The 15,905-nt window shown below is 40.1% G+C and carries 13 protein-coding genes; 9 read left to right on the forward strand and 4 right to left on the reverse strand.

The window, feature by feature from the left end:
- Window positions 1–88: 88 nt before the first annotated feature.
- Window positions 89–1,057, reverse strand: a complete 969-nt coding sequence (locus HH219_RS12060) for a class 1 fructose-bisphosphatase (protein WP_054203031.1) — start codon at window positions 1,055–1,057, stop codon at window positions 89–91.
- A gap of 162 nt (window positions 1,058–1,219) precedes the next feature.
- Here HH219_RS12060 and HH219_RS12065 point away from each other — a divergent pair, with 162 nt between their 5' ends.
- On the forward strand, window positions 1,220–3,649 hold the full coding sequence (locus HH219_RS12065) for a zinc-dependent metalloprotease (protein WP_169327587.1): 2,430 nt from the start codon (window positions 1,220–1,222) through the stop codon (window positions 3,647–3,649).
- Window positions 3,650–3,783: 134 nt separating this feature from the next.
- A complete protein-coding gene (locus HH219_RS12070; RefSeq protein WP_054455901.1) occupies window positions 3,784–4,557 on the forward strand; it encodes a YggN family protein in 774 nt (257 codons plus the stop codon).
- 73 nt (window positions 4,558–4,630) lie between these two features.
- Here the strand turns inward: HH219_RS12070 and HH219_RS12075 are convergent, their stop codons facing one another.
- Both HH219_RS12075 and rsuA read right to left on the reverse strand, forming a co-directional pair.
- Window positions 4,631–6,259: a methyl-accepting chemotaxis protein gene (locus HH219_RS12075; protein ID WP_170174179.1), complete on the reverse strand. Its 1,629-nt coding sequence runs from the start codon at window positions 6,257–6,259 to the stop codon at window positions 4,631–4,633.
- Between the two features lie 125 nt (window positions 6,260–6,384).
- Window positions 6,385–7,083, reverse strand: a complete 699-nt coding sequence (gene rsuA, locus HH219_RS12080; RefSeq protein ID WP_169327588.1) for a 16S rRNA pseudouridine(516) synthase RsuA — start codon at window positions 7,081–7,083, stop codon at window positions 6,385–6,387.
- Between the two features lie 58 nt (window positions 7,084–7,141).
- Between rsuA and zapE the strand changes: the two genes are divergently transcribed.
- Together zapE and HH219_RS12090 are read left to right on the forward strand one after the other, a co-directional pair.
- Window positions 7,142–8,263, forward strand: a complete 1,122-nt coding sequence (zapE, locus tag HH219_RS12085) for a cell division protein ZapE (protein ID WP_169327589.1) — start codon at window positions 7,142–7,144, stop codon at window positions 8,261–8,263.
- 529 nt (window positions 8,264–8,792) lie between these two features.
- The gene (locus tag HH219_RS12090) at window positions 8,793–10,913 is read left to right on the forward strand and encodes a winged helix-turn-helix domain-containing protein (protein ID WP_349251620.1); all 2,121 of its coding nucleotides are present in this window, start codon (window positions 8,793–8,795) and stop codon (window positions 10,911–10,913) included.
- A gap of 23 nt (window positions 10,914–10,936) precedes the next feature.
- Here HH219_RS12090 and HH219_RS12095 read toward each other — a convergent pair whose 3' ends face one another.
- Window positions 10,937–11,269 carry a 5-carboxymethyl-2-hydroxymuconate Delta-isomerase gene (locus HH219_RS12095; protein WP_054203038.1) on the reverse strand — a complete coding sequence of 111 codons (333 nt, stop codon included), beginning with the start codon at window positions 11,267–11,269 and terminating at the stop codon, window positions 10,937–10,939.
- Between the two features lie 466 nt (window positions 11,270–11,735).
- Here HH219_RS12095 and HH219_RS12100 point away from each other — a divergent pair, with 466 nt between their 5' ends.
- Genes HH219_RS12100 through HH219_RS12120 form a run of 5 tightly spaced genes read left to right on the forward strand, consistent with a single transcriptional unit; the run spans window position 11,736 to window position 15,737 of the window.
- Window positions 11,736–12,206 (forward strand): CreA family protein, encoded by a 471-nt coding sequence (locus HH219_RS12100; RefSeq protein WP_054203039.1) that lies wholly within the window; start codon window positions 11,736–11,738, stop codon window positions 12,204–12,206.
- A gap of 15 nt (window positions 12,207–12,221) precedes the next feature.
- A complete protein-coding gene (locus HH219_RS12105) occupies window positions 12,222–13,004 on the forward strand; it encodes a hypothetical protein (RefSeq protein ID WP_054203040.1) in 783 nt (260 codons plus the stop codon).
- Between the two features lie 5 nt (window positions 13,005–13,009).
- Complete coding sequence (locus tag HH219_RS12110; RefSeq protein WP_169327591.1) at window positions 13,010–13,633, forward strand: LysE family transporter; 624 nt, start codon at window positions 13,010–13,012, stop codon at window positions 13,631–13,633.
- Window positions 13,634–13,672: 39 nt separating this feature from the next.
- A complete protein-coding gene (locus HH219_RS12115) occupies window positions 13,673–14,167 on the forward strand; it encodes a gamma-glutamylcyclotransferase family protein (protein WP_169327592.1) in 495 nt (164 codons plus the stop codon).
- A 22-nt stretch (window positions 14,168–14,189) separates the two neighbouring features.
- Window positions 14,190–15,737, forward strand: a complete 1,548-nt coding sequence (locus tag HH219_RS12120; RefSeq protein ID WP_054203043.1) for a serine hydrolase — start codon at window positions 14,190–14,192, stop codon at window positions 15,735–15,737.
- Window positions 15,738–15,905 lie beyond the last annotated feature (168 nt).

A 15,905-nucleotide genomic window follows, 5' to 3' on the forward strand; every position in this document is an offset into this window, starting at 1 on the left:
CCGTCAGCCGTCAGCCGTCAGTTTAGAGATAAAATATAAACCGTGCTTGACTTAACAAGCATGGTTTATATTTTTGAGCTTACAGCTATTACTTATGATATCCCAAGCAGGTTTCTACTTCGTTTTTAGAACCTAAAATAACGGCTACACGCTGGTGAATGGCGTCTGGTTGAATATCCATGATGCGCTCAGTGCCTGTTGATGCAATGCCGCCAGCTTGTTCGATAAGCATGGCCATTGGGTTTGCTTCATAAAGTAAGCGTAGTTTATTTGGTTTGTTTGGATCCTTAGTGTCGGTAGGATAAGTAAATAATCCACCACGACATAAAACACGATGCACATCACCTACCATGGCTGCAATCCAACGCATGTTGAAGTTACGAGCGCGTGGGCCTGTTTCGCCAGCCATTAAGTCATCAATGTAACTTTGCATAGCTGGTTGCCAATGGCGTTGGTTTGATGCGTTAATAGCGTATTCGTTGGTGTCTTCAGGTACTTGTGCAAAATCTTGAGTAAGTAAAAATGTGCCGTGCGTTTTATCAAGGGTGAAAAAACGTGTACCTTTACCGGTTGTTAGCGCAAGAGTAGTGCATGGGCCATATAAAACATAACCCGCCGCAACTTGATTTTTACCCGGCTGCATAAAGATGCTCTGATCTGCTGCATCTGAACCTTCAGGTGCTTTCATGATAGAGAAGATAGTACCGACTAATGAGTTGATATCGGTATTTGATGAGCCGTCAAGCGGGTCGAATGCGACGATATATTCAGCGTCAGGGTTACCCGCAACGGTGTAATCTTCTTCTTCAGAGGCAATCGCTTTTACGTAGCCTGATTCCAGTAATATGTCTTTGAGGAGCTGGTTGGTTACTACATCAAGTTTTTTTTGTGTTTCGCCTTGAATGTTTTCATCAAGTGTTGAACCGAGTACGCCTGAAAGTGCACCTTGGCCAACACGAAAAGAAATTTCTTTACATGCAGCTAAAATGGTTCGGATCAAAGAAATTAATTCTCTTGGGCAACCGTCTTCAAGTAAAACCGGTGGAAGTCTACGCATTCTATTTTCCTGATAACGTTATGGGCTGTAATAATCTTTTTATGTGAGAGCGACTATGACAGCAAGCGCTGAATTTCGTCTTAAATAACTGTATTTTAGATGTAACATCCTATACTGGAAGTACCCATACAATCTTAAAACGCGAATAACAAAGATAAGATTATGCAAAAAATACCATTGATACGTTACATACTCTTTACTGTGTTGCTAACTATGATAACCCAAGCGCACGCAGCAATTAAGTCTATAAATGATTTTACTGAACAAATGAATCATTTTCCGGGCTATTTCTCTTTTTACTACGATAATGAAAACGGTAAAATTTACTTAAAAGTAGATAAACTGAAACAGCAATTTTTACTACAGCAAAGTTTACCTTACGGTGTTGGCTCTAACGATATTGGCCTGGACCGAGGCCAACTTGGCAATACACATTTAGTGCAGTTTGAGCGCTTTGGCGACAAAGTGATGCTCAGAGCAATCAATACTTATTATCGTGCAAATACCACAAATAAAGCTGAACAAAAAAGTATAAAAGAAGCGTTTGCATCAAGTATTTTAGCGGGTTTTAAAGTTGTTGCACAAAACCCACAAGCCGTATTGATTGATTACACTCCTTATTTATTGAGTGATGTACATGGTGTAAGCCGAACACTCGCTGCGCGTAAACAAGGTAACTTTAGTTTAGACGAAAATCGCAGTGCTGTGCTTGTTGAACGTTCAAAAGCGTTTGTTAAAAACACTGAGCTTGAGGCTGTACTCACTTTTAAAGGCTCTCAACCGGGGGAATTTATACGTCAAGTAAGTGCCGACCCTTATGCATTAACTGTGCATATGCATCATTCATTAATTCAATTACCTGATGATAATTACACACCGCGTAAATTTCACCCTCAATCTGGGTATTGGAGTATTGAACACAAAGACTATGCAGCGCCTTTGAGCGAGTCAATGCTGGTACGGTATATACCGCGTCATCGTCTTAGTAAAAAAGATCCCTCATTACCGATAAGCGATCCTGTTGAGCCGATTACTTATTATTTAGATCCAGGTGTTCCTGAGCCAGTAAAAACCGCTTTATTAGACGGTGCTAAGTGGTGGGATGATGCGTTTGCTCAAGCGGGTTATAAAAATGCTTTTATTGTAAAAGTGTTACCAGATGATGCGGATCCGATGGATATTCGCTACAACGTTATTCAATGGGTACATCGTGCTACACGCGGATGGTCTTATGGAAGCTCCGTAATTGATCCTCGCACCGGGGAAATTTTAAAAGGCCATGTAACGCTTGGCTCGTTACGCGTTCGCCAAGATATATTAATAGCAGAAGCCTTAGCTGCGCCTTACTTAGAGGGTAACGAAGTTGCTAAAACCCTACAAGCAATGGCTTTAGATCGTATTCGCCAGCTTAGCGCTCATGAAATTGGTCATACCCTTGGTATAGCCCATAACTTTTCAGCATCAGTGGCCGATCGCGCATCAGTGATGGATTACCCACACCCATTATTAAGCTTTACAGATAAAGGTGAACTTGATGTTAGTCGTGGTTATGCACATGGTATGGGGCAGTGGGACACGCAAGTTATAAAATATGGTTACAGTGATTTCACTAATCTTGATGAAGACGCTGAACTTGCTGCTATTTTGGCTGATAATAAAGCCAAGGGGCTTGAGTTTATTTCTGATACCGATGCGCGTGCAAAAGGCGGTGCTCACCCAACAGCACACCTTTGGGATAATGGGGCATCGCCAAGTGATGAGTTAACGCGTGTACTGGCTGTGCGAAAACTCGCTTTGGCTAATTTTGGTATTAAAAATATTAAAACGGGCGTGTCGATTTCACAGTTAGAAGAAATGTTAGTGCCACTTTATTTATTTCATCGTTATCAAGTTGAGTCTGCGGTTAAATTAATTGCAGGTGTTGATTATGACTATGAAGTACGGGGTGATACCGCGATAAAAGGTGCGCAAGTTGTTGAAAAACGAACTCAGCAGCTTGCTCTAACAGCTATCTTTGAAACATTACATGCAGATAATTTAGTGTTGCCTGAGTCTATTTTAGCGCTGATCCCACCAAAGGCGTATGGTGAGTCTAAAAATCGAGAAAGCATTGTAGGTCGCACGGGGTTAACGCTTGATGCCATGGCACTTCCTGAAGTGGCGGCGCAACATAGCTTATCTTTATTGCTTAATAGCCAGCGTTTAAACCGTTTGGCGCAACAACAAGTGCGCAGTGATGCATTTTTTAGTCTGGATGAATTACTTGCAAAAGTGTATCAGCAAGTGTTTTTAATTCAGAGTAAAAAAGGCATGGCAGGTAAAATTGACCAGCGAGTACAACTTCTTACTGCCAAACAGTTCGCTGACTTAGTGGCCAGTGATAAAGTAGCGCCAGAAGTGCAAGCTCAGCTGCGTTATTACTTAATAAAATTGAATAAAGTCTACCAGCAGGATTCACTACTAAGCAGTGCCAGGGTAGGCGATAGTGCGTTTAAACAGTATTTAGCTGATCAAGTAAGTCAATTTTTAAAAACAGGGCAATGGCCTGAAAACTTTAAAGCATTACCAATTCCACCGGGTTCACCTATTTAAATGTAGGCGCGGGTTTATCCCGCGCACTTGAGGCACCCATGCGCGATGTAAAATCGCGCCTACCATTTTTCTTGCATAAAACTGGTTTTTTGTTAACCTAGCCACCTTCCATTTTTAGTCTTTTTGAGGTGTTTATGGCGTTTTTATCTCGGTCGATATTGGCGTTATCTATAGCACTTTCAAGTCTGCATCTTTCTGCCCAAGCTCAGTGTGAAGTTGAATTAGGTCATGGTTTAATCATCACCGACGATATTATTCGTATTGTTGATAAAGGCCAAACACGCGTCCAAATTAATAATGATAATCAATTGTTTATCCGTGGTTATTGGATTGACTTAAGTAATGAGGAAAGTTTGGTTTTAGCCCAGTTTAGTGCCGGTATTCGCGATACTGTGCCTGAGTTAGTTGAGCTGGCTACTGATGGTGTTAATCTGGGTTTAAGTGCGATTGAGCAGGTTGTTGAAGGTATGTCTGATAAAGAACCTGAAGTACTAAAAACACAACTGCAGTACGTAGAGCGTGCATTAATGGATAAATTTAAACGCGGTGATGACTTCTTTTTCATCGCGCCGCAATCATTATCTAAAATTGATGATTTTTTTACCGAAGAGATCAGTAAAAAAATTCACTCAGCGGTACATGGCTCATTAGGTGCAATTTTGGTTTCACTTGGTGATGCGTTTAAGTCACGTGAAGGTAATATTGAAGATCGAATCAACGACATGGGTTTACGTATGGATATTATTTCGAAAGAAATTGATAAGTCACTCCAGAAAAAAGCGCACCAACTTGACTTAAAGGCCTCTGAATATTGTGAATGCTTAAACTCGTTAGATGTAACAGAATCGCGTTTGCAAATGATTGTACCAAGCTTAGCTGATTTTGATTTAGTGCAAATAAAATCCTAAGCACGGGATGCTAAATAGCTAAAAAAAGCCCGCTTTTATTTTGCGGGCTTTTTTATGGGAAGTAAATAAGTGCTTATGATCTAAACTTACCGGCTTCAGCTTCAAGGTTGCTGGTGAGGCCTTTAATTAAATCAGTTGCTGCGTGCGCTTGATGCGATACATCAGCTGTTTTTGATGCCGTATCAGATATTGTCACGATACGCCTAGCGGTGTCTTCTCCTGCGTCAAGCTGCTCTTTAGCTGCTGTGGCGATTTGGTGGCTCATTTGTGCAATGGCACTAAGGGATGATGCAACGCGTTGTAGTTCTTCACTGGCATTTTTAGACTTCGCAACCGTTTGTTCGCTAGTCGCAATACTCAGGTTTACAGATGTTTTAGCGTCTTGCGTAGCCGTTTGTAGTTTGCCAATCATATTACGAATTTCTTCGGTGCTGGTTTGCGTGCGTTGTGCGAGTTGGCGAACTTCATCGGCCACAACGGCAAAACCACGGCCTTGCTCACCGGCTCGGGCCGCCTCAATTGCAGCATTAAGTGCAAGTAGGTTAGTTTGTTCGGCAATACTTTGAATGACACTCAGTACATTGGCAATGTTGTTAACTTCGTCATCAAGTGTTTGGATATTATTACCAGCGCTGTCAATTTGCTTTTCAAGAAGTACAATTGTTTCCGCCGCTTCGGTTGTTAAATCGTTGGCTTTTTGCCCTTGATTTTCAGCTTCTTGAACAGAGTAAGCTGCTTGTTCTGCATGCTCAACAACAGTTTGCGCAGAGGCCGTAAGCTCAGTGATAGCTGATGCGACCATATGCGTTTCTTCATTTAGGCTCAGTGTTAGTTTATCAAGTTCAGTTGAGCGTGACTCGTTATCAAAGCTTTGACTTTTAAGGCTATCAGTGACGTCTTTAATACTGCCTACTACACCACGTAAACCTTGCTGCATATATTGCATGGCTGCAATAATGCTCTCAGGTGGCGCGTCTGTACGAATATGTGAGTTTAAATTGCCACGAGACACTTGTTTTACTATATCTATAACTTCAGTGACCTCGCCGCCAAGTGCATTGCTCAAAGCAATACCAAAGCGAGCAATTGCAATAGTTAAAACAATTGCAATAACAAGGGATAAGCCTAGTAACCACTTTGCGGTATTCCAATAACGCTCGTCGACTTCTTTAGCACTAATGCCAGTACCTACATACCAACCAAAGTAGGGCGTTTTCTGTACTACTGAGGTCAAATCAACTGTTTCGCCATCACGGACTGAATCCCAGTGGTAAGTAATAATTTTATTCGTTTGACGACCAACTAATTGCTCAACCATACGACCAATACTTTTACCGCTGGCATCTTTAAAATCATTAAAGCTCGTACCATGCAGTTGGGGATCGTGAGGAGTGGCAATAAAGTCAAGCTCGTCATTTACCACGTAAACATATTCAGAATCATGGTATTTGTTTTCACGAAGCATGTTAGTTGCAAATTCGCGGGCTTGTTCTTGGGTTAATTGTCCATTTTGAGCGAGTAACTCAAATTGTGCGACAATATTGCTGGTACTTTTCATGAGCTGATTTATACGCGCAATATTATCGGTTTCGCTAGCATGGCGCAGCGACTGTAAGCCAAGTAATGCAATAGCATTAAGTGCTATAAACATCGCCCCAGCAAATAGGATAGTTTTTGTTCTTAATGCTAAACCTGACAGCACATTGAGCCCCTTATTTATATTATGACCCTAAATTTCTACCATGTTTATCGACCCGTTGTCAGATTTAATTAATGATTATTAGGGAGTTTTACGTGATTTTTACTCAAGTTAAAAAACTTGCTGAATTAAAGATTAACCTCTTCAGCCGTTAATTGTCGATACTCACCACTTTTTAAAGAGTGCTCTAGTTCAATACCGTCTATTTTCTCTCTATGTAACTCAACAACTTTATTGCCTACGGCTGCAAGCATTCGTTTAACTTGATGGTATTTACCTTCGCTAATTGATAAGCGTAAGCTAAAAGTAGCAAGTTGCTCTGCAATGGCTGGCCTTGTGATTTCTTTTTCGTTATGTAGTTGTATACCTTGACGAAGTTGTTCTAGTGCATCTTCAGTTATTGGCTCTATTGTTTCAATTAGGTAAGTTTTAAACTTATTGTGTTTTGGTGAGGTAATTCTATGAGACCAATCGCCATCGTTGGTGATCAAGACTAATCCTGTTGTATCGATATCAAGGCGACCGGCAACATGAAAATCACTCATGTTAGGTTCATCAAATAAATCAAATACGGTGGGATGCATGTCATCTTTGTTGGCACATATATAACCCACCGGTTTATTTAGCATGAAATAGCGCTTACCCAAAAATACAAGAGGCTTGCCTTGCCAGGTTACTTCATCTGTTGCTTTGATTGATAGATCAGGTGCGGTCGCGAGTTCTCCATTAACTAATGCAAATTTGCTTTTAAGCCCGGCTTTGACTTTTGTACGTGGGATCTCAGCAAGGTGGCTAATGAATTTATCTAAGCGGCAAGGGAATTTCATTGGGTTCACATTTTTAGTCGGCTACAATGGCGGCGATTATAGCCGATAGTGATATACCATGACAGTATCAAGCGGACAAATATTACAGTATTACAATACACAAATCACCATGGGTGAACTTGAGCTTGATACTGCGCAGTTAAAGGCTGTAACGGCACTTGATGAGTTAGCAAACGCTTTACAGACACCCCTAAAATGGTGGCAGCCACCACTTGTTGTAAAGGGGGTTTATTTGCATGGGCCTGTCGGGCGAGGCAAATCGATGTTGATGGATGTATTTTATACTCGCGTGATGATTTCACAAAAAACGCGTCTACACTTCCATCATTTTATCGCGCAAGTACATCAGCGTTTAGCGCAATTACAAGGAATTAAAAACCCGTTAGATCAAATAGCCAAAGAGTGGTCAGCCAATCTTAAATTAATATGTTTTGATGAGTTTTTTGTTTCTGACATTGGCGACGCGATGATCATGGCTGGGTTATTTAAAGCATTATTTGCAAGACAGGTCGTGCTTGTTGCAACTTCTAACTGTCAACCAGAACAGCTTTATTACAATGGCCTGCAAAGGGCGCGGTTTTTACCTACGATAGAATTAATTAAGCGGCATTGTCATATTATAGATGTAGCGGGAGAGGTCGATCACCGTTTTAGATTTGGCCAATTGGCGACGCATTACTTTGTTGGGGCTTTAGGGCGCACATTGATCTCGCACTTTAAAAGTTCTGAAAACCATATAAGGCAAGGCTCAAATATTAGCGTCTGTGGTCGTAATCTGACGTACTTAGTGCGCAGTGAAAATGCCATTATGTTCGACTTTATGGCGCTTTGCTCAGGAGCTCGTAGCACCGCAGATTATATTTATTTAGCGCAACATTTTACGCGTATTTATATTGCAAACGTGCCAGTTATGGGAGCAAGTGCGACAAATAAACAAATAGTGCATGGTATTGAAGATAGCTATCAACGTGAGAAACAAGATTTACAAGAGCATACACTCGATGACGAAGCGAGACGTTTTATTGCGTTAGTGGATGAGTTTTATGATCGTGGTAAGCTATTGGTGATTGGTGCCGATGTTGCTATTGCACAGCTCTATCAAGGTAAAAAATTGGCTTTTGAATATGCACGAACTGAATCTCGATTGGTTGAGATGCAAAGTTGGCCACTTATAAATTAAAAAAGTTGGCCATTTATAAATTAAAAAAGGCAGGCTTTTTCAAGCCATGCCTTTGGTAACAACCTAGTAGGAATATAATCTAGCTCAATTTAAATCGAGCTAGGTATAAATTTATAAAGCTAATTATATTTTTAATATATTTAGCTATCCATCGATAGTCACAATGCTAGACATTCACTTCCACTAAAAAGGATGAGAATTATTTTATTATCTAAGGCTGTGACTGTTAGTACGCTCACTACTTTGGACGGGCAGAACAAAGATTTAGTTAACGTTTTAACGAATAGATTTGTACAGGCAATGTTTTATGCAATTGCGGACAAAAACTCAATAAAGAATGGCTCGTTTATTTCCCTATTTTATATCTATTTTATATCTATTCATTAAAAAACAAATGGTTACCTGTTTATTTTTTTGGTAGCTCTTAAAACACGTTTATTTAATTTGTTGAGTAACTTTGCTTTTTGTCACTATAAAAGGGTATCCTTTCTGGTATCTAAATTGGAGGTGTTAATAGCCGTTTATGAATATGAATCAGCCGTTTCTGTTAGGACCTTGTCGAGTTTTACCCTCTGAGAATAAATTAGGTTGTGCAAATGTTGAAGTGGTCTTACAACCAAAGTTCATAGAGCTATTGTGTTTTTTAGTTTCTCGCTACCCAGAAGCCGTTACTCGTGAAGAGTTAATTGAAAATGTATGGAATGGTAATAGCTATGTAGGTGAAAAAGCACTTACGAATGCTATTTGGCACCTGAGAAAAGCATTTAAAGAGCTTGACCCCGATACTATTTATATTGAAACACTTCGTAAAACAGGGTACCGAATTACGCTAACGCCATGCTCTTTAACCCAAAATGAATTTGTACCAATACCCACTAAAAAAAGTATATTTTCTCGTTTTTCATCAATGCAAGTTATATGTGCTGTTATTACAGTTATTGTGTTTGTTACTAGCCCCTTTTATTTCCTACATGATAACTCTAGCAAAACTCGCAATTACAAAACACGCTTAACTGATCATATTGAAACACTAACTACAAGCCCAGGGCGAGAGCTGTTTCCGGGGGTATCAAACGACAACCATTTATTAGTGTACTCATGGGGAGAGCCGGGTGAACTTGCCAACCTTTATTTACAGGATTTATTTTCTCCCGAGCAAGCTGCTATTGCTTTAACAAATAGCGATGGTATTGAAGGGCGTGCCGTTTTTAGTCCTGATCAGCAACGTATTTATTATTATCGGCGTTCAGATGGTGGTAAATGTGACATTATTGAACAAACACTTAGTGGTGCAGCTACAAAGTTGCTCGGTAGCTGCGCTGTAAATTTTACGACAGATTTAGATATTAGCGCTCAAGGTGATAAGTTGGTCTACATCAGCGAGCGAACAGTTGACGGGACGCTCAGTTCAGAGCTCAATATTATTAACTTATCATCAGATAAAGCCGTTAGCCAAGTACCGTGCAAACAAGCGTGTAATATTCAGGATGAATCAGTGGCTTTTTCTCCAGATGGTACAAAATTGGTTGTTTCACGCAATTTACCCGATGGCCACGAAGAATTATTTTTAATCGATATTAGTAGCGGTGATACACAACAACTCACATCAGGCTTTTTGGATCTTCGAGGGGTAGATTGGCATCCCCAAAAGAGTCAGCTGGTATTCTCTGCGGTAGAACATGGGCAGCGCCAAGGCTACTTTTATCATTTAGATACAAATATTATTCAGGATTCAAAGGTTACAGGGCTAAGTTACCCTGAATATGCAGACGATGGGACTTTATATTTTCATCAGTGGCATACAGATTCAACGCTTATGCGGGTTGAGTTGGGGGACAATGTTGCCAGCTCTCCATTTCCAGTGCTATCCACTGATTTTAATATGCGTTATGCAGATTTTAATGAATTAAAAAATAAGTTCACGTTTATCTCTAATGAATCTAATGAAAGTGAATTATGGATAGCGGATCAAGATGGTACAAATCGACGGCAGTTAACTGATTTTAAGTCGGGTATTTTTAATCCTATTTGGTCACCTGATGGACGTTACATTGCTTTTACGTTATTCATAAAAGGCAAAAATCAGCTTTATATATATGATTTTGAAAAACAAGTAAGTGAGCAGTTAAAGACCGGTTTTAAGTACCATGCAAAAGTGTCATGGGGGAAAGACAGTCAAACTGTTTTAGTGTCGGATAGTAAATATGTGCATCGTTTTAACCTTAATGGTAAAAACTTAGGCAAAATGATTGAGCAGCCTGCTTATTATGCTTATGAAACGCAGCAAGGTGATTTAATTTTTGCTAAGCCGAGCGCTAAACAGCTTTGGGTTAAATATGCAGATTCAGGTAGGGAAGAAGTGCTAGTGCCAAATATAAACTTGTCGAATGATTTGGCATGGCATTATGTTAAAGCGGATGAAACAAGCCTTGCGCGGATTTATTATTTTAATGTAGATCGGGCTGATTACCGTTTGAGTTATTACGATTTAGCAAACCAAAGCCATCATGATGTTATGCGCTTACCCGAGCGGGCATTTAGCCGAGCATCAGGGCTGACTTATATAGCTCAATCTGGTTGGTTAGTTTACAGCGCTTATAAATCACCACAAATAGATATAAAGCGCATTAAAGCTCAGTATTTACCTTGAGCTATATCGATTAAAAAGTACCGCTAAGTGCATTTGCGGTAGATATCGTCAGACATATCATGAACATTGACGCTTAAACTATCTGATTCTCGGCAATAGGTTTTTAGGCATGCTAGTAAGTGTTCACTCAATTGTTGTTTTTGCGCTACGGTACGACCTTGCATAATATGCGCCCCAACATGGATAAAGCCTTCTTTCCCGTCTCCTAATTGATAATGGGTATAGGCGATTGCCCGCGTCTTTATTGAGTCGAGTTCGAATAGATTACTTTCAAACGCGGCTTGGTGAATTTTTTCGACCAACACCTGTGGTAAAATGGGTAAGTCTTCAGAGTGTTCAATAACAATATGTGGCATTACTGGTTCCTTTAAATGATCGTTGAGTTTATCTTAGCAGAATACAAATGCATAAAGACACACAAGCTAGCTGGTGGGCAATATCATTGTAAATTTGTTTTATAGTTACAAATACGTTTAGTGTTAGTATTGAAAAATAGTTGAAATGAAATAAATACCCAAACTACCTCAAGAAGCTGAATTCAGCGTTTCACAGGGGCTTAATATCAAGGCGTTACTTTGCAACAATGGCAGTCCCTTTTAAGAAGTAACAACGAGGAGAGTAAGTGCCTGTGAAACGCCCTACGGGTTGGTTTAAAAGCGATTTATACTGCGTTACTTTTATAAGGGATTGATTTTAATAATAGAGCCACTATTACTTGTAATCAATGCCTTGCCTAAATCGCTTTTAACTCCAACTGAAACTGGCATCTTGAGGTGGTTTGGGTATAAAAATCCTACTCTTTGAATTACGTTAAGGAACAGTATGAAATACTTAAAAATGGGTTGCTTACTGGCTGTTATTTTTACAGTGTCGGGGTGTTCTGATGATGCCGCGTCAGTCAGCTTAGGCTTATTTACCACGAAAGACATTAAAGTTAATTCGCAACAGGATCCTCTTGTTAAAGGTGTTACTTGTCATATCAGCCATATTGAGGCTAATTTAGATTTTGCAGATCCTTCCGATATGTCTATTGCATGTCGTCAGACGGGACCAATCACCGCCGACCAATTACAAGCAATAGATCGTAGTAAATCAGGTGAGGTGGTTTTTAAGTCATCAAAGAGTATTTTATTTAAATCATTAAAAGTCCGCCGTGTTTATGATGCACAAACGCGTACTTTGATGTACTTATCATACTCAACAAAAGAGTCGACAGGCAGTCACCATCACGCATTATCTACTGTGCCGCTGTATAACACACAAGCGTGGACGTGGGCACAAGCGCAACAATAACTAAAAGAGCAGATTATGTTAGCCTTATTTAAAGCAAAACCATTATTAGATGAGCAAGAACAGCAGTGGCTGATCGATACTTTTGTATGGGCAATTGAAAATTTCGACAGTGATTATTTTATAAATAATACAGATATAGTATTGCCAAACCATCAGTTCTTTCCCGATGCGGTATCAAGCATTGAGGAAATGGCGAGTAACGTTTTTGAGCGTGTAACGAATTATGCGGGAATGCACGTTTGGCCGATTCAATTGGTGGGGCCTGCGCAATTACAACCTCAAGTATTTCCTCATTTTGAGCTTTCTAACTCGCTTAGAGGTGCACAAAGTAAATTAATGGTGACGCCTGCGCACCGTGTTAATGTGTCATTTAATCCAAATCAAATTAACCAGCCACAAGATTTAGTAGCAAGCTTTGCCGGTACTTTAGCGACTATCATGATCCACCATGTTGGTGTGTTACCACCTGGGGGAAAGGAGTTTTTACCTCAGGCCAGTGATGCACTTGCGTGCTTTTTAGGCTTTGGTGTCATGATGAGTAATACGGTGTATCAATTTAAGGGCGGATGTGGATCATGTTACAACCCCTATGCTAATAGACAAGCGGCCTTGAGTGAATCGCAAACGTTATTTATGCATGCACTTATTTGCCACTTTAAAGGCCATCAAGAGTCTAAAAAATATCTAAAATCGCATTTACGTGGTCAATTTAAAAAAGCGCAAAAAGAAATTAAAGCATTGGTAAATGACACTGCTAATCCACTGTTACTCGCGCTTGATGAGAAAAAGGCAGGGTAATTAACGTGGCTTATCTTGATGAATTTTTACTAATTGCATTGGCACATTTTTTTGCGGTAGCAAGCCCGGGTCCTGATTTTGCGATTGTGCTCAAGCAGAGTATTCAGCAAGGGCGGCGAAATGCTTTGTGGACTAGTTTTGGGGTTGGCTTAGCAATATTATTACACGTTACTTATTGCTTGTTAGGGGTTGCTGTTTTACTCGCGCAATCACCGACTATTTTTATGGCATTAAAATATTTAGCCGGGGCTTATTTGGCTTATATTGGTGTGCAAGCACTAAGAAGTGCCAAACCGGCCACAGCAGAGCAGGATAATTTAGTACCATCTGCCTCAACTGAATCTGACTGGGTAGCATTTCGCCGTGGCTTTTTAACAAATGCATTAAATCCAAAAGCAACGCTATTTTTTATGTCGTTATTTACTTTGGTGATCAGTCAATCAACACCGTTAATTGTTCAAGCTGGTTATGGCCTTTATATGGCTTTAGCAACGTGGGTATGGTTTTCGTTTTTATCCTTGGTGTTATCAAAGCAAAGTGTACGAGATTTCTTTCAAAAAAGTGGCCATTGGTTCGACCGTGGTATTGGTGTGATTCTTATCGCGTTAGCAATAAGAATAGTGGTGTAAAAATCATCAACTAATACGCCAATACAAGAGCAGGTAAATATGACTATATATAATTTTTCTTTTGGTTCCAATATGTCTTCTAACCGTTTACTCGCGCGTTTACCTAATGCTAAGCGTGTTGGTACGGCGATCCTAGATGGCTATGAACTGACTTTTGATATGGTGAGTCTTGATGGGTCAGGCAAAGGTAATGTTCGTCCAAGCAATGACCAAAATACGCAAGTATATGGTGTTGTTTATCAACTTAACCATGATGAAAAGAGCGTTTTAGATGATATTGAAGGCCCGCGTTACGATTGTGTGGATGTTCAAGTAACGCTGCTTGATGGGCAAGTTCTCAATGCTCATTGTTATATTGCAAATACTACTAATGAGGACATATTACCTTATGACTGGTATATGCAGCACGTTCATCGCGGGGCGCTTGAAGCTTGTGTGCCAAATGAGTACAGTGAAGCCATAAAATCACGACAAACATGTCGAGATAGTAATAGTGAACGTGCTGCAATTGAGTTTGCCGTGCATCAACAATAATAAAAATTAAACTAGGACTGTTATGAAACTAACTAAATTAGCCATTGCCGCCACGTTATTTACAGGGTGTGCATTTAACAGCTACGCTGATATTGATACGAACAATATTAACCAAGTAATCGAAAACTCGATGGCGCGTTTTGATGTGCCTGGCATGGCTGTGGCGATAGTTGAAAACGATAACGTGGTGTTTGCCAAAGGCTTTGGTGTAAGCCATTTGGAAACTGGCAACAAGGTAAATAAAGACACGTTATTTGGTATCGCATCAAATACCAAAGCATTTACGGCTGCGGCATTAGCTAAATTAGTTGATGAAGAGAAGCTAAGCTGGGACGATAAAGTGATTGATCACTTACCTGAGTTTCGTCTTTATGATGCATATGTAACCCGTGAAATGACCATTCGAGATTTACTTAGCCACCGTAGTGGTTTAGGTCTTGGCCAAGGCGATTTAATGATTTGGCCAGATACGAATAAATCAATTGAAGAAATTTTTGCCGGTTTAAAGTATTTAAAACCCGCCAGCAGCTTTCGCAGTAAATATGCTTACAACAACTTAATGTTTGTTACTGCTGGTGAGGTGGTTGCTCGAGTGTCAGGTATGAGCTGGAACGATTACATCGAAAAAAATATTCTACAGCCACTTAAAATGGGTAACTCACGAGCGGGGTTTTCGCGTATCCCAAGTAACAATAAAAACTGGGCAACGGGGCACATCCCAATGGATGGCAAGTTACACCCTTTCTTTGTTAACTACTTAGAGGACTTTCGTGGAGCTGGCGCAATAGCATCAAGCGTGAGTGATATGAGCCAGTGGTTACGTACTCAACTTGCTGGTGGCACAATGCCTAATGGCGAACAATTATTTAGTGATAAACAACAAACACAAATGTGGCACCCGCATATTACCTCTGTTGCCTCTAAATCGGCTTATGAAGCGTATCATCAACAGTTTAGAGGATACGGCTTAGGTTGGAGTATTGAGGACTATCACGGTGTTAAAAAGCTTGCACACGGTGGCGGGATTTTAGGCATGGTATCGCAAGTGACATTAGTACCAGAGAAAAACCTCGGTATTGTCATTTTAAGCAATCAGCAAGCATTCGGTGCGTTATCGGCAATTACTCATGAGGTGCTCGAAGATGCACTTGATCTTGAAGATAAAGACTGGGTTGAAGAGCTCGCTAAAAAGCACTTTGAAGGCAAGCAAAAAGCGTACGCAAATGCTAAGCCAGAAGCGCCTGCTGACTACCAGCCACAGCTACCGAATATTAGCTACACAGGTACATTGAAAGACGATTGGTATGGTGATGTTATTATTGAAGAGTTAGACGGTAAACTGCGTATTGACTTTACTCACACCAAGCGTTTAAAAGGCCAGCTAGAGCACTACACAGGCAACACATTTATTGTTAAATGGGATGAAAAACTACTTGAGGCTGATGCGTTTATTACGTTTGATATGACGACTAAAAATCGTGTTGAAAGTGCCAAAATGAAAGCTGTTTCAACGGCTGTTACAGATTTTAGTTTTGACTTTAGAAACTTAACACTAAAAGCAAAAAAATAATTAGTTAGAATTTTTATTTTAGAATAGTAAACCAAAGTCGCAAAGCCACCAATCGGTGGCTTTGTTATATACCCAAGCCACCTCAAGATACAGACTTCAGCGTTTCACAGGTGCTTAATATCAAGGCGTTACTTTGCAATAATGGCAGTCCCTTTTAAGAAGTAATAA

The sequence above is a fragment of the Pseudoalteromonas sp. NEC-BIFX-2020_015 genome, from assembly GCF_012952265.1.
GTDB lineage: Bacteria > Pseudomonadota > Gammaproteobacteria > Enterobacterales > Alteromonadaceae > Pseudoalteromonas > Pseudoalteromonas neustonica.

Coding starts and splice junctions, on each gene's coding strand:
- HH219_RS12090 (WP_349251620.1), top strand. CDS start 8,793: ATGAATCAGCCGTTTCTGTTAGGACCTTGTCGAGTTTTACCCTCTGAG.
- HH219_RS12115 (WP_169327592.1), top strand. CDS start 13,673: ATGACTATATATAATTTTTCTTTTGGTTCCAATATGTCTTCTAACCGT.
- HH219_RS12095 (WP_054203038.1), bottom strand. CDS start 11,269: ATGCCACATATTGTTATTGAACACTCTGAAGACTTACCCATTTTACCA.
- HH219_RS12065 (WP_169327587.1), top strand. CDS start 1,220: ATGCAAAAAATACCATTGATACGTTACATACTCTTTACTGTGTTGCTA.
- rsuA (WP_169327588.1), bottom strand. CDS start 7,083: ATGAAATTCCCTTGCCGCTTAGATAAATTCATTAGCCACCTTGCTGAG.
- HH219_RS12120 (WP_054203043.1), top strand. CDS start 14,190: ATGAAACTAACTAAATTAGCCATTGCCGCCACGTTATTTACAGGGTGT.
- HH219_RS12070 (WP_054455901.1), top strand. CDS start 3,784: ATGGCGTTTTTATCTCGGTCGATATTGGCGTTATCTATAGCACTTTCA.
- HH219_RS12060 (WP_054203031.1), bottom strand. CDS start 1,057: ATGCGTAGACTTCCACCGGTTTTACTTGAAGACGGTTGCCCAAGAGAA.
- HH219_RS12100 (WP_054203039.1), top strand. CDS start 11,736: ATGAAATACTTAAAAATGGGTTGCTTACTGGCTGTTATTTTTACAGTG.
- HH219_RS12105 (WP_054203040.1), top strand. CDS start 12,222: ATGTTAGCCTTATTTAAAGCAAAACCATTATTAGATGAGCAAGAACAG.
- zapE (WP_169327589.1), top strand. CDS start 7,142: ATGACAGTATCAAGCGGACAAATATTACAGTATTACAATACACAAATC.